Raw genomic sequence first — 21,377 nt, 5'->3', positions numbered from 1 at the left:
ATGCCTAGGTGTTTAAGGTTATGCTTTTTTTCTCATCCAGAGTGGGTATAGGACGATTCCGAATACATATAAGGCTATGCCTAGTATGAATGTATTCATATCGGCTGTACCTGTCTTGATGACCCAGATCGAGTAGATTAACGCCAAGATTGTAATAATGCCATCACGTACCCTTGAGCCTTTCATGATGTCATAGGTTTCCCCGGTCATCACAAGTTTCAATTGATACAGAACGGATGCAAGGTACGGGATCAAGTAAGCAAGTGTAGCGACGATCATCGAAAATTTATAAGCCTCCAAAATCGTACCTGAAATAGTGGAGAATAAGAATATCTGTGTCATGATATTTGTTATTGTCATAGAACGGACAGGTGTGCCATTTTTATTTGCTTTCGCAAAATAGGCCGGGAACAAATCCGATTTCGCTGCCTGGTAAGGAACTTCCGAGGCAACGACAATCCATCCGATCGTCGATCCCAATAAGGAAATGACGGCAAGAGCAGCCATTATATAGGTGCCGCTTGAACCAACTACTGCTTGTAGTGCGTCAACAAGCGGTTTTTGTGATATTTTCAACTCGTCTTGTGATATGGCACCCATCGTCAATAAAGTAATGCCGATATAAATGGCAACAGCGATAAGTAAACCAAGAATCGTCGCTTTCTTTACATCATTTTGTGACTTGGCACGGTTTGAAAGCATGACGGCAGCTTCGATACCGATGAAGGCCCATAATGTTGAAATGGCAGCAGCGTTCACTTGATCACCTAGGGAGATTGCAGTTCCCGCCTTATCATAAAATTCAGCTCCGTTTCCTAGATTGGAAGTATCGAAGATGAATATCGTGATAATGATGAAAAATAAGAATCCAAGCACTTTGGTAACTGTAGCAAAAAGATTCATTTTCCCGGCACTGTTAAAACTTCTTACCAAGATTGCCTGAATCCCCCAAAGGGCAACGGAACATACTGCAAACGTTAATGCTTTACCTAGTTCAAGTTGAAACGAACCCGCTGTATAAATCACTTTTGGACTATGCATCACAGGGAAAAACGTTGAAAGGTAACCAGCAAATGAAATGATGACAGAAGCTGTCGCAGCCCAATTCGCAGCCCAATACCCCCAAGCCATGCTATACCCTGAAACCCTTCCTTTAACAGGAGATTTAAATAATGACTGAGCATAACTTTGAGGTCCAGCCTTCAAATCAGGTTTCCGGACTGCCAGGTTACCAAACACCAAAGCTATTAGAAATACTCCTAGTCCAGTAACGATCCATGCTAATGTGGACCCTAACGGACTGGATACCTGTGCTAATTGAGCAGGGAGCATGAAAATTCCGCCGCCGACCATATTTCCAATTACGAAAGTGGTCAAAATCAATAAACCCCATTTTTTATTTACCATTTATATCGAACCTTTCTTATATACAAAGTGTGTGTTTATACCGACAACTTATACTAAAATAGTATATCTCAAATAGTTTAGTTTGGTAAAGTGGTAAATAAGTAAAATGTAAAAGGCGGACTAATCAGAAAATTTAAACACAGGATTGACAATAGGATAAAATTGGATTATAGTAGTAAATGCCAAGTTAGTTGGTAAGAATAATGTGGTTTGCCACATTAAATCGTATTTTTCTTTAACATTTGCCATTCCCGAATATTGCCGATTAGTCAACTAAAGGCACCCTTACATCTAATCTGTTAGATGGCGGGTGCCTTTTATTTTTTATAGGGAAGGGAGGGAATATGGAGTTCCTATTAACTGGTTATTCTTATACGGAAAGTTAAGTGATGAGGATATGATAGGTAAACCAAGTTCCCAAGAAAACATTGAAAGCGGGAAGCGCACATGTGCTTGTCGTGCGAACCTTTTTTACATTAGGTGAAAACGAAGCTTTATTACCAGTAGTGAAGGGGAGATATTATGGAAAAGAAAGAAGAATTGAAAATCAGGCAAATCATTTCAAGCTTGGAGGATCTGCAATATGGATCGGTTTTAATTACCGTACATGATGGTGAAATCACACAAGTGGATACCACCGAGAAGAAACGATTCCCATTAGTGAAGGGCCGTGCCGTTAAAGCTAGATGAATGACAGGTATTAAGGGAGCCTTCAATATGAAGGCTCCTGTTTGTAGACTTATGGGGTTCGGAATCAGTTTAACTAAAATAACTGGATCAATACTTGGGCGTCCTACCTCTGAATACATATCTTTCACCAAATCATAAATGAAAGTGAAGTCAATGGAAGCCTCCATTTTACGAACCAAATGGCTCGCCGGCACCAGTTGATCTAAAGTAATCAATTCAAGTTGATTTCGTTGAATAGAATGATGTTTMGAAAGCATCCTCATCACCTCAAGTTTTAATAAATTTATTTTAAAACAAAAAAGATTGTAGGCAAAAGGAKTTCTATCTAAATTTTTAATAGTTGACTGGAGCGGGTGTGCGAGACTCCTGCGGGAATAGCGAGTCCAAGGGAGACCCCACAGGCGCAAGTGCGCCGAGGGCGGACCGCCCGCGGAAAGCGAGTGCCTACGTTCCAATCAACGTCCAAATTTGTACAAGCAAAAAAACTGTAGACTTCAAATATGAAGGCTATTTTTTTATACAAAAATTTATTCAATTTGGAATTTCTAATAAGATTGTACTGCTTTTAACATGGTAGAATAAGTTAGGGTATAAGGGAGTTTTTTATAGGGGTTTAAATGATATCTAAGGGAGGAACAGGGAGTAGATGACCTTACAAACTATAGAACATGATATCTTGGCATTAGTTGAAACATTTAATGGGAGAATCGCATATAAAATTGAAAATGGTCTTGGGGACACGATTGGATATCACGAGAATGAATCCTTTCAATCAGCGAGTTTGATCAAAATACCAATGATCATCGAAGGTTATCGTCAAAGTGAACAAAAGAAAATCTATTTGAACCAACCAGTGACCATCCCGCCTAGTGAAGTGACTGGGGGATCTGGGGTCCTGCATGTCTTATCGAATAAGGTATTTTTGACCGTAGAGGATTTACTGACATTGATGATAACTGTTTCCGACAATACATCCACGAATATGATGATGAGCCTGTTGGGCTTTGAAGAAATCAATCAATGCATCAAGGAACTTGGTTTGAAAAATACTGTCCTTGAACGGAAAATGCAGGATTTTAAGGCTTTAAAAGAAGGGCGCGACAATACCATTTCGGCAGAAGATACGATTACCTGCTTAAAAGCCATACATACAGGCAACTTTTTAACGAAAGAAAGCCGGGAAAAAATATTGCATGTATTTGACAATCAGCAATTAAGGGATAAACTTCCATCTCTGATGGGCAGAGGAGTCAAGGTCGCAAGCAAAACGGGCGGAATTCGGGGAGTTGCCCATGATTGTGCAATCATTCGGTCAGAAACACAAACTGTTTATGCTGCAGTTCTTACTGAAGATATGAAATCAGAGGAAGAAAGCCGTCAAGTAATCAGTAAAATTGGGAAAAAGATATATGATGATATGGTCGCAGAATAAACTGTTGATTGAGAAGAGAGGGAAGTCTTTCATGATTTCCCTCTCTTCGATCTTAGTTATATAGGAGTTAATGGTAATGAAAGTTATATATGATAAGAAACTGAAGCGGGGAAAAATTTTGAAAAGGACGATGAAACTTTTTTGTGTAATATGTGTCATTGCGGTACTTGGGTATTTTGGATTTTTGCACATGAAAATTCAGGAAAGCATTCACCAGCAAATTCCGGAAAATGCCGATTACCTCATGATTCTTGGAGCAAGGGTCAAAGGTTCGGTTCCATCATTATCCTTACAATACCGGATTGATAAAGCGGCAGAATATTTATCGGCGAATAAACATACAGTGGTCATTGTATCTGGCGGCAAAGGACCGGGAGAAGATATATCGGAAGCAAAAGCAATGCAACAGGGGCTAATCGCCCAAGGAATTGAAGAAGCACGCATCATGATGGAAGACAAGTCTACAACAACTCACGAAAATATCGTTTTCTCAAAAGAGCTCATTCCTGATACAGCAGCTTCAGGGTTGATCGTTAGCAATGACTTTCATATCTACCGGGCAGTCGAAATAGCAAAAAAAGAAGGCTTGGACATGAAGGGATTGCCGGCAAAGACACCAAAAGTGTCACTGTTGAAGTCATATACCCGTGAATATCTGGCAATTACCAAATACTATTTGACCGGGTTGATTGGGAGGTAACATCGAATTCTCCTAAAAGGTGGGGTGCTTTCATTATTCGACTTCCACGACAACATTAGGAACTTGCCAAAAATCTTTCTCTTGATATAGCTCCTTAAGTGTCTTATAAACGGGAAAACCGGTATAGGAAATCTCGACTCGTTCATCAGCATCCACTTCTTCCACATCTATATCATCAACAAAACCAAGTTGATCATCGATTTCCATTAAATAATACCCGAGTGCCTCATACCCGCTATAGGCTACAATGACCTTACTGTCAAAACCGCTATTAGAAACTTTGTAATATTTCATTGAGTGTCCTCCTTGTTGATAATTCTTTAAGTGAAAATCGTACTGTTTCTTATTACTCTGATATACCCATTAATTACTATCTGAATCATTAAATTGGATAAATAAAGAAATTAAGAAGGCAAAAAGAATGTGGCCATCTTTAAATTATCACTGGAAAATTTGCTATCTGCGTCAATTCATGTTAATCTAATAAAGAATTGTTTTTGGTTGTGGAAGAGGATACTCGTTATTTTCCAAATGATTAAAAATAGTAATACAATGTGTGTTATGCACTAGGAGGCAACAACAATGGAACAAGGTACAGTTAAATGGTTTAATGCAGAAAAAGGTTTTGGATTTATCGAACGCGAAAACGGAGACGATGTATTCGTACATTTCTCAGCTATCCAAAGCGAAGGCTTCAAATCTTTAGACGAAGGTCAAAAAGTAACTTTCGAAGTTGAGCAAGGTGCACGTGGAGCTCAAGCTGCTAACGTTCAAAAAGCTTAATTTTAAAATTAAATCGTAACCTATATGAACAGACTTCCTCGATGGGAGTCTGTTTTTTATTGTGCTATAAAATGAAAGCAAAAAAAAAAAATCCCACTCTGACTGAGTAGGTTTTTAGTGACTTGTCATTAAGCTTTTTTAAATTCTTCTTCAAAGAAAAAAGTAGTCGGATGTTCTTTAACAGTATAAGAATATCTCTTCATGTTTTTTACATATGCCCATTTATTAATGGTTACTGATTCATTAGTATCCTGAATGGTTACTGTTTCACCAGTATTATACTTATTGCTTTTCAATTTAGCCACCCTCTTTACTAATAGTATAACATATTTGGCAATGAAAGATGTGTTCAAGATATTCCAATAATACATTGCGTATAAAAAACAGACTAAGCATATGGCAATGAGCCTAATAATTTTGAATGTTGTATAGAAAAAGTCAATGGGTCATGTTTTAGGATGAACAAGGAGTGGATGTCACAATATAGGATTAAGCGGGGGCAGGCTAAGTTATAGCGAATGAACTTACTCGAAAGCAAGGAGTCGATATTACTATGGGCTTGTCCCCCTTTTTGGGCATGAAAAAACAGCCACATGTTCCCAGGTACTGCAGAAATCACGTGGCTGAAGGTTTTCAAGTGATGGAAGGGGCTTAAAGCGGTTAATTAAAACGCCCAGTCCCCATTACGGAAGACAGGTTCCGAAGATTAAAGAGATAAAAATAGAAAAAGTAGGAAAAACTACTTTTTTGTGATCGCATGTGACCACTGTGTTACCAGAGAAAGTACAGTTATAATAAGCAAGAAGCAATTGGAAAAGAAATAATCTGGTGAGAATCCTCCATATGGTGAGCGGATTGGGGAGCAGAAAGCGGTAGAGCAAATGTATAAAGAAATGGGTTAAGCTTTCGCTAAGCTTGATAATTGGACCGTTTATATGAATACGTCCCATCCAGATTTTGAAAGATTATATGGCAAATTGGCTACGAAAAAACGGAATCTATTTAATAGGTTTATACGAACTGATTACTATCAATTTATTGGCTTATTCAAACGACCTTAAAATTCATATAAAAAAGAAGTTCCATTTATTTTTGGAACTTCTTTTTGTATTAAATGAATGGAAACCTTAAATCACGAACTTTCAGACCGACTTTTTAGTATTATTTATTTCATTACAGGAGCGGTCACATTTTTGGTCACTAAGCTGGTCACAACTCCTTTAATAACGCATGTTTTTGGGTTTCAAAAGCGGTCGCTAAGTTAAACGTCTTGATAACGTCACATTCTCATTCACAACCCCTAATTACCTAAACCTTCTTACTAATCCGCTCCACAATCTCTATTAAATCATCATGGCTATGAAATTCAATCGGCGAAAACCTTTATCGAAATGAATTGTATTGTATCAGTTTCTATCATTAATATATACTTCCTGTTAATTTCCTTAAATGGAAGCTATCTCCGAAATCAACTAAGAGTCCTTTGACAGATGTACTGCCAAGTTTCATTCGCAGCTCGGCTTCAGATTATTGCTCGACAATCTGGGCWGTGGCTTCGACGACTTGGTGGATTTCAAAGTGTTCCTGGATTTCCTTTTTGTCGCTCGTTTCCTTTTGAATAAGTTGCTAGAATTTTTCTTGAATATTCAGATAATAAATATACCTTTTTTTTTTTGTGTATAGCATGACAAAAGAACGAACCATGCTGTCTGAAATTGCATTTAATATATTAACAATGAAAAGAGGTGAATTATATGTCTGATTCTGGTTCTAGATCTGTTGATGTAGTTACGATTCTTTGGGAAAGAGCTACGTTAATACCTTTAGCTCAGCGTACAATTGTACAAGCTACAACGATTGGAAGTGCTGCTCCTTGTGCTAACAATTTAGATCCTGGTGATTCCTACAGAGCTGCTGTACGTTGTTTACTTCGAAATAGATTTGTACAAGTATTGAACCTTGACTTTGGGCGAACCGGAGTTGCCGTGTTCATCCGTTTATTCTAGGATATTAATTGGGGGACAAAGTATTTTTGATTTAAAATACTTTGTCTTTTTTATAAATACACAAAAACCACCAGTCTTTAAGATTGGTGGTTTTATCAATTTTACTAATACAGGAATGTTAAGTAGGAAGCGGAACATTATCTTAGTGAATTTCTAGCTGGAGTTGATCCGATTAAATTACCATTTGATCAATTTATTCAAGATTTGTCGAATCAAATGAAATTGAATGTAGCGGTAGTACATATCAAAACTTATATTAGCTTTAATAAATGTTGTATTAACACTAAACTTGGTAATATAGAATATTTTCAAAGCGGATTGGTTATACAACTATTCAAAATTACGTTATATCAATAGCTGCGTGCTTCCTAGTATGCAGAAACACGCGGCTGATGAATAGTGACCATTTCTGTCGAACACTCAAGGTTTTAGACGTTCAAAACCCTAATAGATCAAAGCTCTTCTTAAAACGCCCAGTCCCCATTACGGAAGACAGGTTCTGAAGTGCCGTCCTGTTTGATGCCGTCGATGTTCATTTTCTCCGATCCAATCATGAAATCGACATGTGTAAGGCTTTCATTCAGTCCATTTTCTGCAAGTTCTTCTGGACCCATGTTTTTTCCGCCTTCAATACAGAAAGCATAGGAGCTGCCGATAGCAAGATGGTTTGATGCATTTTCATCAAATAATGTGTTGAAGAATAAAACATTCGATTGGGAAATCGGTGAGTTGAATGGAACAAGCGCGACTTCACCAAGGTAGTGTGAACCTTCATCCGTTTCAACCAATTGCTTTAGGATTTCTTCCCCTTCTTCTGCTTTTACTTCAATGATCCGTCCTTCCTTAAACGTCACGGAAAAATTATTGATGATGTTTCCGCCGTAACTAAGTGGTTTCGTACTGGAAACCGTACCGTTAACGCCTGTTTTCAATGGAACTGTAAACACTTCTTCGGTTGGCATATTAGCCATGAATTCATGCCCCTGTACGTTAACGCTTCCTGCCCCTACCCATAGATGTTTGTCGGGTAATTCGATTGTCAGGTCGGTTCCGGGAGCCGTATAATGCAATTTTTGGTAATGCTTATCATTTAAATAATCAACCTTTTCATGCAGGGTATCATCGTGTTTTTTCCAGGCTTCCACAGGATCTTTCACATCAACACGAACTGCTTTGAAAATGGCTTCCCATAGGAGGTCAACACGTTTTCCTTCTGCTTCTTCAGGGAATACTTTAGCAGCCCAAGCCTTTGAAGGGACGGCAACTATGGACCAGCTCACTTTATCGGATTGCATATACTGACGCCACTTCTTCAGTGCTGTCCCGGATGCTTTTTGGTAGTTGGCAATCCTTTCAGGCTTTACACCTTTTAATAAGTCAGGGCTGGAGGAGATGACGGATAGATAAGCAGCTCCGTTTTCTGCGAGTTCGATCGTTTCTTCTGCGCGCCACTTTGGATATTCGTGGAACACCTCATCTGGAGCCAATTCATATTTGGTACGTGAAACGATATCGTCATTCCAATTAACGATGACATTGCGCGCACCGTTCTCATATGCCTTTTTTACAATGAGACGCACAAGGTCAGCACCCTCTAATGTTGTGTTTACGACCAAGGTTTGATCTTGTTGGATGTTTACGCCGACTTTTACGGCAAGTTCTGCATATTTTTCTAAATTCGTTTGAAAATCACTCATCATTTAAAACTCCTCTTTTCCATTTTCTACATTTTTAATTGTACTTTTTGTCATATAAAAAAGAAACTTTTTACATCGTTTGGGAAAACTACTCGTATACGAAGGAGTTCATTATAACCAGCAGCTATTTTGTCTATCTTGCATTTTACCAAAACTAAAGAAGGAAAGACTATTGAAAAGGTTTGAATAGTTGAATAATTTGATGATTTGGTGCAGTGTATCAATGGACTGAAAGAAAGAGGGCCTCTTTGAGACCCTCTTTCTTAATAGTCAGTAAATCATTTACTCAAATTAATCCAGACACTTTTCACTTCAGAATAGTTGTCCAGTGCATAAGATCCCATTTCACGTCCGATTCCGGATTGTTTGTAGCCGCCGAACGGAGAAGCTGCGTCGAACGCGTTATAACAGTTCACCCATACGGTACCGGCACGGAGTTTTCCTGCAACATAATGGGCATTGGCTATATCGCTTGTCCATAAGCCGGCAGCCAACCCATATTCACTGGCATTTGCACGGTTAATGACATCATCTAAATCCTCGAATGGCATTGCCGCTATGACCGGTCCGAAAATCTCTTCTTTAGCAATCGTCATATCCTCTTCAACACCAGCGAATATAGTAGGAGAAACAAAGTAGCCCTGTTCACCCGGTTTATTTCCGCCGACAAGAACTTCCGCACCCTCGTTTTTCCCTTTTTCAATATAGCCCATTACCCGATTTTGCTGCTCCTCGGAAACAAGCGGCCCAATTTGGGTACTTGGATCCAGGCCTATCCCTTGTTTGATGTTTTTTGCATGGCTAGCCATATCGGCAACAACATTATCATAATGTTTCTTTTGGATATAAACCCTTGAACCGGCACAGCATACCTGGCCTTGGTTAAACATGACCCCATTCAAAGCTCCAGGGATGGCTTTTGAGAAATCCGCATCAGGCAGGATGATGTTTGGCGATTTTCCTCCAAGTTCCAATGTGACCCGTTTCAATGAATATGAAGCGGAACGCATGATCAATTTTCCAACTTCGGTCGAGCCGGTAAATGCGATTTTATTTACTTGCGGGTGGTCGACAAGCGCTTGTCCAGCCGTTTCACCAAAACCGGGAACGATATTGACGACCCCATCAGGGAAACCGGCTTCAGCCAATAATTCAGCCAGGTAAAGAGCGGAAAGCGGTGTTTGCTCAGCGGGCTTTAATATGACCGTACAACCTGTAGCAAGTGCCGCTCCCAGTTTCCACATCGCCATAAGAAGCGGAAAGTTCCATGGGATGATTTGGCCGACAACACCAACAGCCTCGTGTTTCGTGTAGTTAAAGTAATTTCCGCTTACCGGGATGGTCTGTCCAACAATCTTGGTGGACCAGCCAGCAAAATATCTCATATGTTCAATTGCTAAAGGAATGTCGGCATTTGTAGTTTCACTGATTGGTTTCCCATTATCCAACGTTTCCAATTGAGCAAGTTCAGTTTTATTTTCTTCCATTAAATCGGCTAGTTTATACATCAGTCTACTGCGTGCAGCTGCGCTCATTCTTGACCAAGGACCTTCATCGAATGCTTTGCGTGCAGCTTTGACGGCTAAGTCGATATCTTCTTTATCAGCTTCATAAACATCGGCAAGTTTTTGTCCTGTAGCAGGATTAGGAGTGGAGAAGGTTTTTTTTGAAGCACTTTCTACAAACTGACCATTAATATAGAGCTTTTTTGGTCCTGTTAAAAATTTTTGCAGCTTTCCACTTACTTCTAACGTTAGATTTGTCATTAATTACCCTCCTGAATAAAATGTTTATCTTGGGCAAAACATGATGACTTATTGTTAACGCTATGATTGCCAATTTTTATGATAAATGAAAAAAAAGGAATATTCAATCTATAACATTCGACAGAATATCCAAGATTTCTTCATCTATTAAAAAAATGTAGTATTATTTTGTCAAGACATGTGTAATTACTATAGCAAAAATGAAAGTTAATAGTTAAAATGAAAAAGGATAAAATAACAAGAAGGTCTAAAGTTCTTCAGGAGGAATATATGGGAAATAATGCGAAAATGATATCGCAGCGTAAGTTACTTAGTGTTGCGGGTCTTGGATGGATGTTCGATGCACTTGATGTCGGTATGCTTTCTTTCATCATTGTTGCATTAAAGCAGGATTGGAACTTAACCAGTGAGCAGGTTGGCTGGATTGGGAGCATAAACTCCATAGGAATGGCTGTTGGCGCCGTATTCTTTGGTGCGATGGCCGACAAGGTCGGACGAAAGAATGTCTTTATCATTACTTTATTATTGTTTTCGATCGCAAGTGGCCTGTCTGCAGCAGTCAGTACACTCAGCCTGTTCTTGATATTGCGTTTTTTGATTGGAATGGGACTTGGGGGAGAACTTCCGGTTGCCTCGACATTGGTCTCTGAAAGTGTTGAAGCGAGTAAAAGGGGAAGGGTTGTCGTCCTTCTTGAAAGCTTTTGGGCGGTTGGCTGGATTTTGGCAGCACTCATATCCTATTTCATCATACCGGCTTATGGTTGGCGGGTTGCATTATTATTGAGCGCAGTTCCAGCTTTATATGCGCTGTACCTGCGCTTGAAACTGCCGGATTCACCAAAGTATACGGAACTTGAAAAAAAGCAAAGACCATCTGTATTAAGCAATATGAAAAGTGTCTGGAAAAAGGATTACTCCCGTCAGACCCTTGTATTGTGGATTCTATGGTTTTGCGTGGTCTTTTCCTATTATGGGATGTTTTTATGGCTGCCAAGTGTGATGGTCCTTAAAGGCTTCAGCATGATTCAAAGCTTTGAATATGTTTTGATCATGACGCTCGCACAGCTTCCGGGTTATTTTTCAGCTGCATGGCTGATAGRGAAAATGGGACGTAAATTCGTTTTGATCACATACTTAATTGGGACGGCCGTCAGTGCCTTTTTCTTTGGATCGGCAGAGGGGCTGGCACTGCTGATAGTTTCCGGAATGTTCCTCTCTTTCTTCAACCTGGGGGCATGGGGGGCACTTTATGCGTACACACCTGAACAGTATCCAACATCAGTTCGCGGTACAGGGGCTGGGTTAGCTGCAGGGATCGGGAGGATTGGCGGTGTTCTTGGACCTTTGCTTGTTGGGTATTTAGTTGCCGCAGACACCCCGATTTCTTCGATTTTCACCATTTTTACAATTGCTATTTTAGTGGGGGCAGTTGCCGTGGCTTTTGGGAAGGAAACAAAGAATACCGTTTTGACATAAACAAAGGATGGGGACTTTGACTGCATGCAGTCCCCATCCTTTTGTTATTTAAAGTCTTTTATGATTTTTAAAAGGGATTCGGAGGCAGTCTTCGGATTATCTGCATTCATGATGGCCGATACGACTGCGGTACCTGATAGTCCGCTATCAGAAAGAGCGGAAATGTTATCGGCAGTGATACCCCCGATTGCTACTGCGGGAATGGATACGCCGCGGCAAATTTCCCCCAGATCCTCAAGTGCCATTAGGGTTGCATCTTGTTTGGTCTTGGTGGGGAAAACGGAACCGACTCCGATATAATCCGCTCCATTTCGTTCGGCTTCGAGTGCTTCTTCAAGAGTGGAGACAGATACACCGACAATCATATCTTCAGGAATCATTTTTTTGACGACAGGCAGTGGAAGGTCATCTTGCCCAATATGAATTCCGTCCGCTCCAACCGCAAGTGCTATATCCACCCGGTCATTGATGATAAGGGGAATCGAAAGCTCATTCAATAACTGTTTTAATGCAGATGCTTTTTCATAAAAGGAGAGGGAGGAATTGTTTTTCTCTCTAAGTTGTACGATCGAGACTCCTCCTGAAACAGATTGTGCAATGATTTTGGTCAATTCTTCTATTGCTATGGACTCTTCCGTAACTAAATACAGGCTTAAATCAATTTGGGACTTCTTCACTTATTTTCACCTCATGCATCCAGATTTCCTTATCCATTCTTGATATGGCATCGATTAATCGCACACGGAAAGTACCTGTTCCTTCATCCTTTTGAAGGGTTGCGGCTGCTAGTTCCCCTGAAATGCTCATTGTTGAGATACCGGCAATTGCTGCAGAATAGAAATCATCGGTGACTCCGGAAAAAGTTCCGATAAGAGCAGTGGACATGCAACCGGTACCTGTAACATTAGTTAAAAGGAGGTTCCCGTTATCGATGATGGACGTATGTTTTCCATCGCTGACCGCATCCTTAGCTCCGCTGACCACGATGATGCTATTCAATTCATTTGCCGCTCGTGCAGCCAGCTCTGCATTGCTAATCGCAAGTTCCCCCGAATCCACCCCGCGAGTAACGGTATCCCCACCCATCAATGACAGGATTTCACTCGCATTTCCGCGAATGATTTGGAAAGTAACCTTACTTAGGAGCTCTTTGACTTGCTCTGTACGATAGGAGGTGGCACCAACGCCCACCGGGTCCAAAATGACCGGGATGTCCAGGGCATTTGCCGTTTTACCGGCAATCTCCATTGCTTCCAAGGCCTTATCATCGATCGTACCGAAATTCAGGACCAATGCATCTGCTAATTTGACCATATCCGCCACTTCTCTTGGGCTCGATGTCATTACTGGTGAACCTCCGATGGCAAGGGTGGCATTTGCACAGTCATTGACCGTAACAAAGTTGGTGATTTGGTGAACGAGTGGTTTCCTTTCTCTTACCTTCATAAATAAATCGGCTGAAGAAACCTTCATAATAAGTCACTCCTTTCTTTTTTTGAATATGAATGAAAATGATKGACAGGTCCATGACCTTTACCGATTGAAAAGCTATTGCGTATCGCTTCGGAAATATAGGTCTTGGCTTGTTCGATCGACACTTGCAATGGCAGTCCATTTGCCAGGTTAGATGTAATGGCGGATGATAGGGTACAGCCCGTACCATGAGTGTTTTTTGTATGAATGCGCTCTCCCTTGATCCAGTGGAAGTCAGTCCCATCATAAAAAAGATCATTTGGATTTCCTGCTGCATGGCCGCCTTTAAGTAAAACGGCTTTGGGACCCATTTCTTGTATCGAAATGCATGCCCTGTAGAAATCTTGTTTCGTCCGAATTGGGAAGCCAGTAAGTACTTCCGCTTCTGGTACATTGGGTGTTACAAGATTTGCAAGCGGAAGCAATTCCATTTTTAAGGCAGAGACGGCCTTTTCGTCGAGCAAATGGTGGCCGCTTTTGGAAATCATGACAGGGTCAAGGATAACGATGGCAGGCATGAAGGTTTTAAGGGACGCAGCGACCGTTTCCACGGTTTCTTTTGATCCAAGCATGCCTATTTTTACTGCATCGACAGGAATATCTTCAAAGATAGCTGCAATTTGATCCGATATGATAGCAGTTTCAATGGGCTGTACAGAACGGACTTCCATTGTGTTTTGGGCGGTTACGGCTGTGATGGCAGACATTCCAAATACACCATGTGCAGAAAATGTTTTTAAATCCGCTTGTATTCCAGCACCGCCCCCTGAATCAGAGCCTGCGATCGTTAATGCTGTTTTCATAAAAAAACCCCTTCATATAAGTATTTTTTAGCAATATTTTAAGTAATATGAAAGCTAAAATCGCCCCTGCGAATGAACTGAACATAAAAGCCGGTAAAAAACCAAAAAGAGCAGCTTTTTCTCCCAATAGGAGGGTTGCAAGCGGATAACAGGCCAGGGAACCGAGAAAGCCGGTCCCGATCACTTCCCCTAAACAGGCGAATTTTAAGCTTTGTGTTTTTCGGTAAAGGATGGCGGCCAAAAGTGCACCATACATACTGCCGGGAAAGGCGAAAATTGAACCGGTACCAATCATGTTTCTAATGATGGAAACTAAAAAAGCTTGTGTCACCGCATATGCAGGCCCCAATAGAACCGCCGTCAGGACATTTGCCAGATGTTGAATAGGAAAGATTTTTGCAAATCCTGCAGGGATGAAAATAAATGAACTGGTAAGCGTCGTTAAAGCCGTGATCATGGCAGTCAATGTCAGTTTCTTGATAGGGTTCATCCTCATGTCAACCACCTACAGAGGCCAATCCTGCTCATTTTGAACCATGTCCCAGAATAAATATTCATATCGGGAAGTAACCAAAAAGTGCTTTTCTAATCTAAGAAGTTCCTTTTCAGGCATGCCTTCCGTCAATTCTTCCAACAAAGCGATCAGCCACTTGTGTGCTTCCCCGAATTCAGGAGATGAATAGGACCTTATCCAATCTGCGTAGCGATTGTTTTCCAGTGCTGCTCCATTTTGTTCTTTTAATAGCAAACCGATTTCATAATAATCCCAAGCGCAAGGCAGAAGACAGGCGATCAAGTCTGCCAAAGTCCCATGCTGAGCTGCATTTAGCATGTAACCTGTATAGGCTAGAGTGGTTGGAGTAGGTTCTGTATTTTCCAATTCCTTGGAGCTGATCCCGAATTCGGAAGCATAATGCCGATGAATATCCATTTCCACTTGAAGGGTTTCATTTAAAATGCTCGCAAATTTTGCCATGGTTTCGATGTTATGGGCTTTGATGACACCTAAAGCAAAGAGCTTGGAATAATCCATGAGATAGACATAGTCCTGCTTCAGGTAATAGGCAAATTTCTTTTCAGGAAGTGTGCCGTTTCCAATTGCCTGGACAAAGGGATGTGAATGATTCCTTTTCCAAATCTCTTTTGCCCGTGCATGCAGTCTATCACTGAATGTTTCTAATTTTGTATTCTCCATTGTTCATCCTCCTATAGAATGGCTCCCTTTGCCTTTGTTAAATAAAAAAACCCCGTTCCTGAATACGGAACGGGGTAGATGGATATAGTCTGTAAATGGACGATATCATCCACTTCCCTCCGCCGGTATGAGCCGGTTCAGGTTCAAAGGGTCCGGAACTAATTCCATCTCAGTCTTAAAAAAAGACTCCCCTAGTGGTGTGAATTGTATGTAATTACTGACATCATATCAGAAAGACAAGAAAATGCAACCCGTATTTGAAAGAGGAATCACTTTATGTCCAGGAAAAAAGGGAGAACCAGGTAATTGACTTTTGAAGATTATTAGGATAGAATCATTTCTACATCATTATATATCGAATTCTTATCCAGAGAGGTGGAGGGACTTGGCCCTAAGAAACCTCGGCAGCGGACCCGTTTTGGGAACTGTGCTAAATCCAACAAGCATATGCTTGGAAGATAAGAAGAGCCGTACGGAAACTGTCAGCCTCTTCTTAAATTAGAAGGGGCTTTTATTTTTGGGAAATAACGTTTAGTGACATACTAGAAAAGGTATATATAATTTGGTGAAATCAAATAAGTTGATAAAGTTTAGCTAACTAGAAGCAGGCTCTAGGATGACTAGGAAAGGAGCCATTTACATGGCAGAATTATTTAAGAGGATTGAACAGAGGAAGGCAAAACTCATTGAAGAGCTATTGTCCAATGGAGTATACAAAACCTCTGATGAAAGGCACCTTTATGATGCCCCATTAAAAGTACTTGAAGATGAATATAAGATTGTTATAAATAGACCTAATAACGAGTCACCTTCTGAATGGATGACATAGTAAGTGAAATACAATATTTGGTTTTTTGGATAAGGGATATGATGTAAGCATTCACAGTCTACACTAGTGGATGCTTTTTTTGCGTTTATTAGAAAACGACACAAATTATACATAATTAAATAACAAAATAGGTGTTTTGTCACATTTGACCTATAAAATAACACATTTAATTTCTGAGAAATAGTTGATTTTAACTAGTAGTTTCATTATGATGAAAGTGTAAAAATATTGAATAAATGGGAGGTGACTATAATGCCTTGCCGTAAGGTAACTATAGAAAAAGTAGAAGAGAAGAGACAGGAAATGATAAAGTTGGGAGCGATTTACGGCTTAACAAGTCTGCTGACTGTTCAAGCCAGTCAAGAATTGGATACGCTATTGAATGCGTTAGCAAGTAAAAGAGATTCTGAATATTTTTCCCTTCAAGAAGCATATAGGTATTTTTAAATTAGCAATTCGACCTGTATTAATCTAAAAAAGCTACTGCTCAAGGCAATAGCTCTAAAGAATTATATTTAAATATCGACACGTTTACCTAGAATGATCAAATCCCGCTCAATGCCATCCATCTCGGCAACTTGAGGTAAATGTGCCCATTCTTCAAACCCGAATTTAGAAAAAAGCTTAAGGCTTGGTGTATTATGGGCGAAAATGAAACCCAATAAAGTCTTAACACCTAATTTTGGACTCAATTCAATTGCCTTTCGAATCGAAATTTGTCCAATTCCTTTTCCCCGGAAATAATCATCAATGTAAATGCTGATTTCGGCAGTGGAATTATATGCCGGTCGGCCATAAAAGGATTGAAAGCTCATCCATCCAGCGGTTTTCCCTTCTATAGTAATGATATATAGCGGTCTACTTTCTGAATGATGTTCCTCAAACCATTTAACCCTCGATTGGACGGATACAGGTTCCGTATCTGCCGTGACCATCCTTGAAGCAATTGTCGAATTATATATTTCAACAATTCTGGGTAGATCAGATAGTTCTGCCTCTCTAAACTCTATGTGTTCTTCCATGATTTAAACTCCTAACTATCATTTATTCAATCTCCAGAATGAAGGGTAATCCCGTTTTTGGTTTTAGGGACGTTGAATGAAACCCAATCCATTGAAAGTTTTATATTATCATACACTTTTTATTCTTTATCTGACAATTCTTTTTTATGTTAGTACTGCAGATTTTTTGGGTATGAAAAAGATTAAATACTTCTAGTAAAAAACAAGAGGAGAACCAAATGAAAAAATTGGCAGGTATATTGATTATCGTACTGTTTATATGTTTTGCTGCATATGAATTTCAGGCCTCGGAGTCGGAAGACGTGCAAAGGGTCATGGCTTTTGGAGATTCATTAACCTATGGAAAAGGGGATAAGGACGGGGAAGGATATATAGATGGCCTTGAAGATGAATTGAATAATCCCCAATCGGAGCAAAAAGTGAGTTTTTGGAATTACGGTATTAAAGGCCAGGAAACGGATGGGGTGATGAAACAGCTAGATGATTACCGAATTAAAACGAAACTTGATGAAGCCGATACTTTCATTGTTTTTATTGGAACGAATGACTTGATCAATAGTAATGGCGGGAACTTGGAGAAAATAAGTGACCGAAAAATCAATGAGGGTAAACGGGAATATATCAACCATCTGAAAAAGATTACATCAACACTGATAGAGGCAAACGATAAAGCGGATATTCTGGTAATAGGACTATATAACCCAATTAAAGACAATCAAAAACTTGAAAAGCACATTCGCGATTATAACGAGTCAATAAAGGGATTAGCCGATAAAGGTGAAAGGATGTTATTCATTCCTACAAATGATCTTTTTGAAGATGAAAAGAAAACAAAGTATTTCAGTGATAAGTTACATCCGAATGAAAAAGGGTATCAGCTCATTGCGAATCGGGTTTTGGAAAGTTATGATTTCAAATGAAACCAAACATGCACAGAAAGGCTTTCTGTGCATGTTTGCCTGCTAAGTTGCTAGGTATTTGATATCGCTTAGTTGAGGGAACTGTAAGTCATGGAGCTGCTTGTATCGGCCGTTGTTTTGCATTAACTGGTCATGTGTTCCTTTTTCAAGAACCTGCCCTTTTTCCAGAACAATGATTTGATCGGCGTCATGAATGGTCGATAAACGATGTGCAATGACTATTGAAGTCCGTTTCTTCATTAAACGTGACAAGGCTTGCTGGATCAAATGTTCAGATTCTGTATCCAAGGCCGCCGTTGCTTCATCGAGAATGATGATTTGCGGATTTTTCAAAACTGCCCTGGCAATGGCAATGCGCTGTTTTTGTCCGCCTGAAAGCTTGACTCCGCGCTCTCCGATCTGAGAATCATAACCATCAGGAAAAGCACAGATAAAGTCATGCGCATTTGCCGCTTTGGCGGATTCGATGATTTCATAATCTGTAGCATCAAGTTTGCCATACACGATGTTATCACGGATGGAACCATTGAATAGAATGATATCCTGAGAAACAATTCCCATTTGTCCCCGTAATGACTTCAGTGACACATCTTTGATATTATGTCCATCCATTTTAATCGTTCCATTTTGCGGATCATAAAATCGGATCAGTAGGCTCGTGATGGTCGATTTTCCTGCGCCGGAGGAGCCGACCAAAGCGGTTACTTGACCAGCTTTCATGGTCAGGTTTAGATTGCCGAGAACAGGAACAGTCTCATCATAAGCAAAATCAACACTTTTAAACTCAATTTTCTTTTTTATGGCAGGGAGTTCAATGGCATTTCCCTTGTCACTTATTTCAGGTTGGGTTTCCAATATTTCAGTTATCCGCTCAAAGGCGGCGGCTGATTGCTGGACAATACTGATTACCCGGCTAAAATTGCGAACGGGACTCTGCAGCAACCTTAAATAGGCTAGAAAGGCCACGATTAATCCTATTGTGAATTCACCCTCCATCACTTGCCAAGCACCGAACACAATGACTGCTACAAGACCGATATTGTTCAATAAATCAATAATCGGCCCGAACATGGAACGCAGCCGAACGGACTTAAGGTTTGCAGTCATATTTTCCTGATTACGCCTCGCAAACCGCCTTGATTCGAATTCTTCATTTGTAAAAGATTGAATGAGCCGCATTCCTGAAATCGAATCCTGTAACTGGTTGCTGACATCTCCTGCGGAACTTTGCACAGACCTAAATGACATCCTGATGCGTTTCCCGAATACCCTTGTGATATAGAACATGAAAGGGAATGTAATAAGAAGGACAATGGTAAGCTTCCAGTTAATGAAAAGCATATATACCGCTACGGCAATGAAGGTCACCGTGTCAGTCAAAACCTGAAGTATGCTCGAAGAGATGAGCTGCTGCAGTAAATTGACATCATTGGTCAACCGCGACATTAAGTCACCAGTCCGGTTTTTATCAAAGAATTTCATATCCAGTGTTTGAATATGTTCATACATGCTATTACGTATATCCATGATGGCCTTTTGACCGACCTTGGAAACGATATAGCTGTTAAAGTAGTTCAGTATAGCCAATAAGATTGCAACACAAAGAATTCCTGCACCAATCCAGATCAACGAGTCATATCTTTTTTCGGGAATGATTTTATCAATCGTAAACTGTGTCAATTGGGGGATGGAGAACTCAAGCAATGAAATGAAAAGCATGATACATAAAACCAAAGAGCAAAACTTCCATTTCGACGGGACCCGATTGAACATTTGTTTAACCATCAACCATATGCTTCCTTTTGAGGGTATTGCATGTATTGCACTGCGCCCTTTGTGGCTGAATGGAATATGTCCTCCACTCATAACGATCACTCCTATTTTACTGTCCTAGATGATTTTTGCCTTTATGACTATCATAGGGCTTTTCTAAAAATAGACAACTTTTAATCGGTTCGTTTTGTCAAAAAAGAATTATTATTTTACACTTTCCTATAGGACATGGAATAATTAAAGGAGATTAGCAAGGCTGATAAGAGGAGATGCTAAAATGAATGAAAATGAAAAAATCAGGGGAGAACTTTTAAATGCGGTCAACGGACTATCGGATGAACAGCTGAACGCCCAACCTGAAACAGGAAGATGGAGCATCATCCAGGTTTTGGATCATTTATATTTAATGGAGAGGGCCATAACAAAGAGCATTTCCGATAAATTGAAAAGCGATGAAAGCATTCCTGCTGTGGATAAACCGATAGAACTTACGTTAAATCGTAAAATGAAGGTCCAGGCCCCGCCATTTGTCACTCCGTCGGAATCATACCAAACTTTGAGTGAAGTTAAGGAGAAGTTGTCCAAATCCCGAAAAGCTTTTGTACATGTCGTTGACCATGCAAAGGAAATTGATCTCGAACAAAAGTCTTTTACGCATCCTTTGTTCAAAGATTTAAGCCTGAAGCAATGGATTCCGTTCGTGGGACTGCATGAAAAACGGCATTTATTGCAAATTGAAGAATTAAAAGCAAAGTTATAATAGAAGAAAAACTCATCCGTCTCTGGTTGAGTTTTTCATTTTCAGATAGATATTTTCGTAAAGGAAGGATTTTTTAAGTGAAAGCCACTTGGATAAGGACATGTTTGGTATTGGGCTTTTTCGGATTGCTGCTGTGGCTATTGTTCAAGTATATGCTTCCGCCTGATCTAGACGAAATCGAACTGACTGACGAGCTGAATCCGATCGTAGCCGAAAAAAAAGACGAGCTCATTCAACTGGCTAAGGACAAAGGCATCCCGGTAATCATTACGGCCGGATTCCGGTCTTTAGCCGAGCAAAATGAACTCTATGAAAAGGGCCGATCAGACCCGGGCAACATCGTAACGAATGCAAGAGGTGGCGAGTCGCTGCATAACTTCGGTTTGGCGATAGATTTTGCCCTCCTTAACAAACAAGGCGAGGCCATTTGGGATATGAGTTATGACGGTAACGATAATGGAAAGTCGGACTGGATGGAAGTCGTAACAATCGCTAAAGGGTTAGGTTTCGATTGGGGAGGGGATTGGGCAGGGTTCAAGGATTATCCGCATTTACAAATGACATTTGGCTTAAGCCTGCGTGAGCTGCAGCAAGGCAAGCAGCCAAAAGGGCAGTGAAAGTGGTTGGCTTCATCATAAGCCGCAT

Annotated in this window: 24 protein-coding genes, 2 pseudogenes and 2 riboswitches; of the genes and pseudogenes, 12 read left to right on the top strand and 14 right to left on the bottom strand. The window is 40.2% G+C overall.

Translation table 11 applies throughout. The features are described from left to right. Nucleotides 1-18 precede the first annotated feature (18 nt). Nucleotides 19-1,407 carry an amino acid permease gene (locus AC1DVB_RS08055; protein WP_057278945.1) on the bottom strand — a complete coding sequence of 463 codons (1,389 nt, stop codon included), beginning with the start codon at nt 1,405-1,407 and terminating at the stop codon, nt 19-21. A 522-nt stretch (nt 1,408-1,929) separates the two neighbouring features. Here AC1DVB_RS08055 and AC1DVB_RS08050 point away from each other — a divergent pair. Beyond that, nucleotides 1,930-2,097 (top strand): YezD family protein, encoded by a 168-nt coding sequence (locus AC1DVB_RS08050; protein WP_082609452.1) that lies wholly within the window; start codon nt 1,930-1,932, stop codon nt 2,095-2,097. A 62-nt stretch (nt 2,098-2,159) separates the two neighbouring features. On the opposite strand, the pseudogene AC1DVB_RS08045 reads toward AC1DVB_RS08050, so the two are convergent. Further along, nucleotides 2,160-2,354: pseudogene (locus AC1DVB_RS08045) on the bottom strand (transposase); the annotation flags it as partial. A gap of 389 nt (nt 2,355-2,743) precedes the next feature. On the opposite strand from AC1DVB_RS08045, the gene AC1DVB_RS08040 reads away from it, so the two are divergent. Then, complete coding sequence (locus AC1DVB_RS08040) at nt 2,744-3,529, top strand: serine hydrolase (protein ID WP_239860578.1); 786 nt, start codon at nt 2,744-2,746, stop codon at nt 3,527-3,529. Nucleotides 3,530-3,629: 100 nt separating this feature from the next. Next, nucleotides 3,630-4,229: a YdcF family protein gene (locus AC1DVB_RS08035; RefSeq protein ID WP_082609465.1), complete on the top strand. Its 600-nt coding sequence runs from the start codon at nt 3,630-3,632 to the stop codon at nt 4,227-4,229. A 33-nt stretch (nt 4,230-4,262) separates the two neighbouring features. On the opposite strand, the gene AC1DVB_RS08030 is transcribed toward AC1DVB_RS08035, so the two are convergent. Further along, complete coding sequence (locus tag AC1DVB_RS08030; RefSeq protein ID WP_283930219.1) at nt 4,263-4,523, bottom strand: hypothetical protein; 261 nt, start codon at nt 4,521-4,523, stop codon at nt 4,263-4,265. Nucleotides 4,524-4,811: 288 nt separating this feature from the next. Here AC1DVB_RS08030 and cspC point away from each other — a divergent pair, with 288 nt between their 5' ends. Continuing rightward, the gene (gene cspC, locus AC1DVB_RS08025) at nt 4,812-5,012 is read left to right on the top strand and encodes a cold shock protein CspC (protein ID WP_034314312.1); all 201 of its coding nucleotides are present in this window, start codon (nt 4,812-4,814) and stop codon (nt 5,010-5,012) included. Between the two features lie 128 nt (nt 5,013-5,140). Here cspC and AC1DVB_RS08020 read toward each other — a convergent pair whose 3' ends face one another. Then, entirely contained in the window at nt 5,141-5,308 is a 168-nt protein-coding gene (locus AC1DVB_RS08020; protein ID WP_164468809.1) for a hypothetical protein, read from the bottom strand. A 537-nt stretch (nt 5,309-5,845) separates the two neighbouring features. Between AC1DVB_RS08020 and AC1DVB_RS08015 the strand changes: the two are divergent. After that, nucleotides 5,846-6,073 (top strand): annotated as a pseudogene (locus AC1DVB_RS08015) (class I SAM-dependent RNA methyltransferase); the annotation flags it as partial. A 358-nt stretch (nt 6,074-6,431) separates the two neighbouring features. Here AC1DVB_RS08015 and AC1DVB_RS08010 read toward each other — a convergent pair. After that, on the bottom strand, nt 6,432-6,527 hold the full coding sequence (locus tag AC1DVB_RS08010) for a DUF3898 domain-containing protein (RefSeq protein WP_454862179.1): 96 nt from the start codon (nt 6,525-6,527) through the stop codon (nt 6,432-6,434). A 239-nt stretch (nt 6,528-6,766) separates the two neighbouring features. Between AC1DVB_RS08010 and AC1DVB_RS08005 the strand changes: the two genes are divergently transcribed. After that, on the top strand, nt 6,767-7,018 hold the full coding sequence (locus AC1DVB_RS08005; protein ID WP_057278949.1) for a hypothetical protein: 252 nt from the start codon (nt 6,767-6,769) through the stop codon (nt 7,016-7,018). Between the two features lie 464 nt (nt 7,019-7,482). On the opposite strand, the gene AC1DVB_RS08000 is transcribed toward AC1DVB_RS08005, so the two are convergent. Then, the gene (locus AC1DVB_RS08000) at nt 7,483-8,715 is read right to left on the bottom strand and encodes an aminopeptidase (RefSeq protein ID WP_454862124.1); all 1,233 of its coding nucleotides are present in this window, start codon (nt 8,713-8,715) and stop codon (nt 7,483-7,485) included. Between the two features lie 278 nt (nt 8,716-8,993). Beyond that, nucleotides 8,994-10,481, bottom strand: coding sequence for an aldehyde dehydrogenase family protein (locus AC1DVB_RS07995; RefSeq protein WP_454862125.1), 1,488 nt, complete (start codon nt 10,479-10,481; stop codon nt 8,994-8,996). A 270-nt stretch (nt 10,482-10,751) separates the two neighbouring features. On the opposite strand from AC1DVB_RS07995, the gene AC1DVB_RS07990 reads away from it, so the two are divergent. Continuing rightward, a complete protein-coding gene (locus tag AC1DVB_RS07990; protein ID WP_477588890.1) occupies nt 10,752-11,957 on the top strand; it encodes an MFS transporter in 1,206 nt (401 codons plus the stop codon). A gap of 44 nt (nt 11,958-12,001) precedes the next feature. Here AC1DVB_RS07990 and thiE read toward each other — a convergent pair whose 3' ends face one another. Genes thiE through tenA form a run of 5 tightly spaced genes read right to left on the bottom strand, consistent with a single transcriptional unit; the run spans nt 12,002 to nt 15,428 of the window. Further along, nucleotides 12,002-12,634: a thiamine phosphate synthase gene (gene thiE / locus AC1DVB_RS07985; RefSeq protein ID WP_230135520.1), complete on the bottom strand. Its 633-nt coding sequence runs from the start codon at nt 12,632-12,634 to the stop codon at nt 12,002-12,004. Beyond that, nucleotides 12,615-13,430, bottom strand: coding sequence for a hydroxyethylthiazole kinase (thiM, locus tag AC1DVB_RS07980; protein WP_230135519.1), 816 nt, complete (start codon nt 13,428-13,430; stop codon nt 12,615-12,617). The genes thiE and thiM overlap by 20 nt, the downstream gene beginning before the upstream one ends. After that, a complete protein-coding gene (gene thiD, locus AC1DVB_RS07975; RefSeq protein WP_477588887.1) occupies nt 13,427-14,233 on the bottom strand; it encodes a bifunctional hydroxymethylpyrimidine kinase/phosphomethylpyrimidine kinase in 807 nt (268 codons plus the stop codon). Before thiD ends, thiM begins: the two co-directional genes overlap by 4 nt. Beyond that, nucleotides 14,202-14,723, bottom strand: a complete 522-nt coding sequence (thiW, locus tag AC1DVB_RS07970) for an energy coupling factor transporter S component ThiW (RefSeq protein ID WP_477588910.1) — start codon at nt 14,721-14,723, stop codon at nt 14,202-14,204. The genes thiD and thiW overlap by 32 nt, the downstream gene beginning before the upstream one ends. 15 nt (nt 14,724-14,738) lie before the next feature. Continuing rightward, nucleotides 14,739-15,428, bottom strand: coding sequence for a thiaminase II (tenA, locus tag AC1DVB_RS07965; protein ID WP_054397083.1), 690 nt, complete (start codon nt 15,426-15,428; stop codon nt 14,739-14,741). A gap of 97 nt (nt 15,429-15,525) precedes the next feature. Continuing rightward, nucleotides 15,526-15,631, bottom strand: a riboswitch (TPP riboswitch). Nucleotides 15,632-15,788: 157 nt separating this feature from the next. After that, nucleotides 15,789-15,893, top strand: a riboswitch (SAM riboswitch). 175 nt (nt 15,894-16,068) lie between these two features. On the opposite strand from tenA, the gene AC1DVB_RS07960 reads away from it, so the two are divergent. Further along, the gene (locus tag AC1DVB_RS07960) at nt 16,069-16,257 is read left to right on the top strand and encodes a Fur-regulated basic protein FbpA (RefSeq protein ID WP_057278954.1); all 189 of its coding nucleotides are present in this window, start codon (nt 16,069-16,071) and stop codon (nt 16,255-16,257) included. 252 nt (nt 16,258-16,509) lie between these two features. Next, a complete protein-coding gene (locus tag AC1DVB_RS07955) occupies nt 16,510-16,704 on the top strand; it encodes an aspartyl-phosphate phosphatase Spo0E family protein (RefSeq protein ID WP_063596405.1) in 195 nt (64 codons plus the stop codon). 68 nt (nt 16,705-16,772) lie between these two features. Here the strand turns inward: AC1DVB_RS07955 and AC1DVB_RS07950 are convergent, their stop codons facing one another. Beyond that, nucleotides 16,773-17,279 (bottom strand): GNAT family N-acetyltransferase, encoded by a 507-nt coding sequence (locus tag AC1DVB_RS07950; protein WP_034314287.1) that lies wholly within the window; start codon nt 17,277-17,279, stop codon nt 16,773-16,775. 218 nt (nt 17,280-17,497) lie between these two features. Between AC1DVB_RS07950 and AC1DVB_RS07945 the strand changes: the two genes are divergently transcribed. Continuing rightward, nucleotides 17,498-18,199 carry a DUF459 domain-containing protein gene (locus tag AC1DVB_RS07945; RefSeq protein ID WP_239860583.1) on the top strand — a complete coding sequence of 234 codons (702 nt, stop codon included), beginning with the start codon at nt 17,498-17,500 and terminating at the stop codon, nt 18,197-18,199. Between the two features lie 42 nt (nt 18,200-18,241). Here AC1DVB_RS07945 and AC1DVB_RS07940 read toward each other — a convergent pair whose 3' ends face one another. Next, nucleotides 18,242-20,065: an ABC transporter ATP-binding protein gene (locus AC1DVB_RS07940; protein ID WP_477588883.1), complete on the bottom strand. Its 1,824-nt coding sequence runs from the start codon at nt 20,063-20,065 to the stop codon at nt 18,242-18,244. A gap of 184 nt (nt 20,066-20,249) precedes the next feature. On the opposite strand from AC1DVB_RS07940, the gene AC1DVB_RS07935 reads away from it, so the two are divergent. Further along, nucleotides 20,250-20,732, top strand: coding sequence for a DinB family protein (locus AC1DVB_RS07935; protein WP_057278959.1), 483 nt, complete (start codon nt 20,250-20,252; stop codon nt 20,730-20,732). A gap of 152 nt (nt 20,733-20,884) precedes the next feature. Continuing rightward, nucleotides 20,885-21,349 carry a M15 family metallopeptidase gene (locus tag AC1DVB_RS07930; RefSeq protein ID WP_081088762.1) on the top strand — a complete coding sequence of 155 codons (465 nt, stop codon included), beginning with the start codon at nt 20,885-20,887 and terminating at the stop codon, nt 21,347-21,349. Nucleotides 21,350-21,377 lie beyond the last annotated feature (28 nt).

The organism is Peribacillus sp. P4_D6 (assembly GCF_056401795.1).
This window is presented reverse-complemented; position numbering and strand designations above follow the sequence as displayed.

Excerpts from the sequence above, each read along its gene's own strand:
- AC1DVB_RS07940 (WP_477588883.1), bottom strand. The coding sequence starts at position 20,065 with ATGAGTGGAGGACATATTCCATTCAGCCACAAAGGGCGCAGTGCAATA.
- AC1DVB_RS08050 (WP_082609452.1), top strand. The coding sequence starts at position 1,930 with ATGGAAAAGAAAGAAGAATTGAAAATCAGGCAAATCATTTCAAGCTTG.
- AC1DVB_RS07995 (WP_454862125.1), bottom strand. The coding sequence starts at position 10,481 with ATGACAAATCTAACGTTAGAAGTAAGTGGAAAGCTGCAAAAATTTTTA.
- cspC (WP_034314312.1), top strand. The coding sequence starts at position 4,812 with ATGGAACAAGGTACAGTTAAATGGTTTAATGCAGAAAAAGGTTTTGGA.
- AC1DVB_RS07960 (WP_057278954.1), top strand. The coding sequence starts at position 16,069 with ATGGCAGAATTATTTAAGAGGATTGAACAGAGGAAGGCAAAACTCATT.
- thiW (WP_477588910.1), bottom strand. The coding sequence starts at position 14,723 with ATGAACCCTATCAAGAAACTGACATTGACTGCCATGATCACGGCTTTA.
- AC1DVB_RS08055 (WP_057278945.1), bottom strand. The coding sequence starts at position 1,407 with ATGGTAAATAAAAAATGGGGTTTATTGATTTTGACCACTTTCGTAATT.
- AC1DVB_RS07935 (WP_057278959.1), top strand. The coding sequence starts at position 20,250 with ATGAATGAAAATGAAAAAATCAGGGGAGAACTTTTAAATGCGGTCAAC.
- AC1DVB_RS07945 (WP_239860583.1), top strand. The coding sequence starts at position 17,498 with ATGAAAAAATTGGCAGGTATATTGATTATCGTACTGTTTATATGTTTT.
- thiM (WP_230135519.1), bottom strand. The coding sequence starts at position 13,430 with ATGAAGGTTTCTTCAGCCGATTTATTTATGAAGGTAAGAGAAAGGAAA.
- AC1DVB_RS07955 (WP_063596405.1), top strand. The coding sequence starts at position 16,510 with ATGCCTTGCCGTAAGGTAACTATAGAAAAAGTAGAAGAGAAGAGACAG.
- AC1DVB_RS08040 (WP_239860578.1), top strand. The coding sequence starts at position 2,744 with ATGACCTTACAAACTATAGAACATGATATCTTGGCATTAGTTGAAACA.
- AC1DVB_RS08030 (WP_283930219.1), bottom strand. The coding sequence starts at position 4,523 with ATGAAATATTACAAAGTTTCTAATAGCGGTTTTGACAGTAAGGTCATT.
- AC1DVB_RS07930 (WP_081088762.1), top strand. The coding sequence starts at position 20,885 with ATGCTTCCGCCTGATCTAGACGAAATCGAACTGACTGACGAGCTGAAT.
- AC1DVB_RS07950 (WP_034314287.1), bottom strand. The coding sequence starts at position 17,279 with ATGGAAGAACACATAGAGTTTAGAGAGGCAGAACTATCTGATCTACCC.
- AC1DVB_RS08000 (WP_454862124.1), bottom strand. The coding sequence starts at position 8,715 with ATGAGTGATTTTCAAACGAATTTAGAAAAATATGCAGAACTTGCCGTA.
- tenA (WP_054397083.1), bottom strand. The coding sequence starts at position 15,428 with ATGGAGAATACAAAATTAGAAACATTCAGTGATAGACTGCATGCACGG.
- AC1DVB_RS08005 (WP_057278949.1), top strand. The coding sequence starts at position 6,767 with ATGTCTGATTCTGGTTCTAGATCTGTTGATGTAGTTACGATTCTTTGG.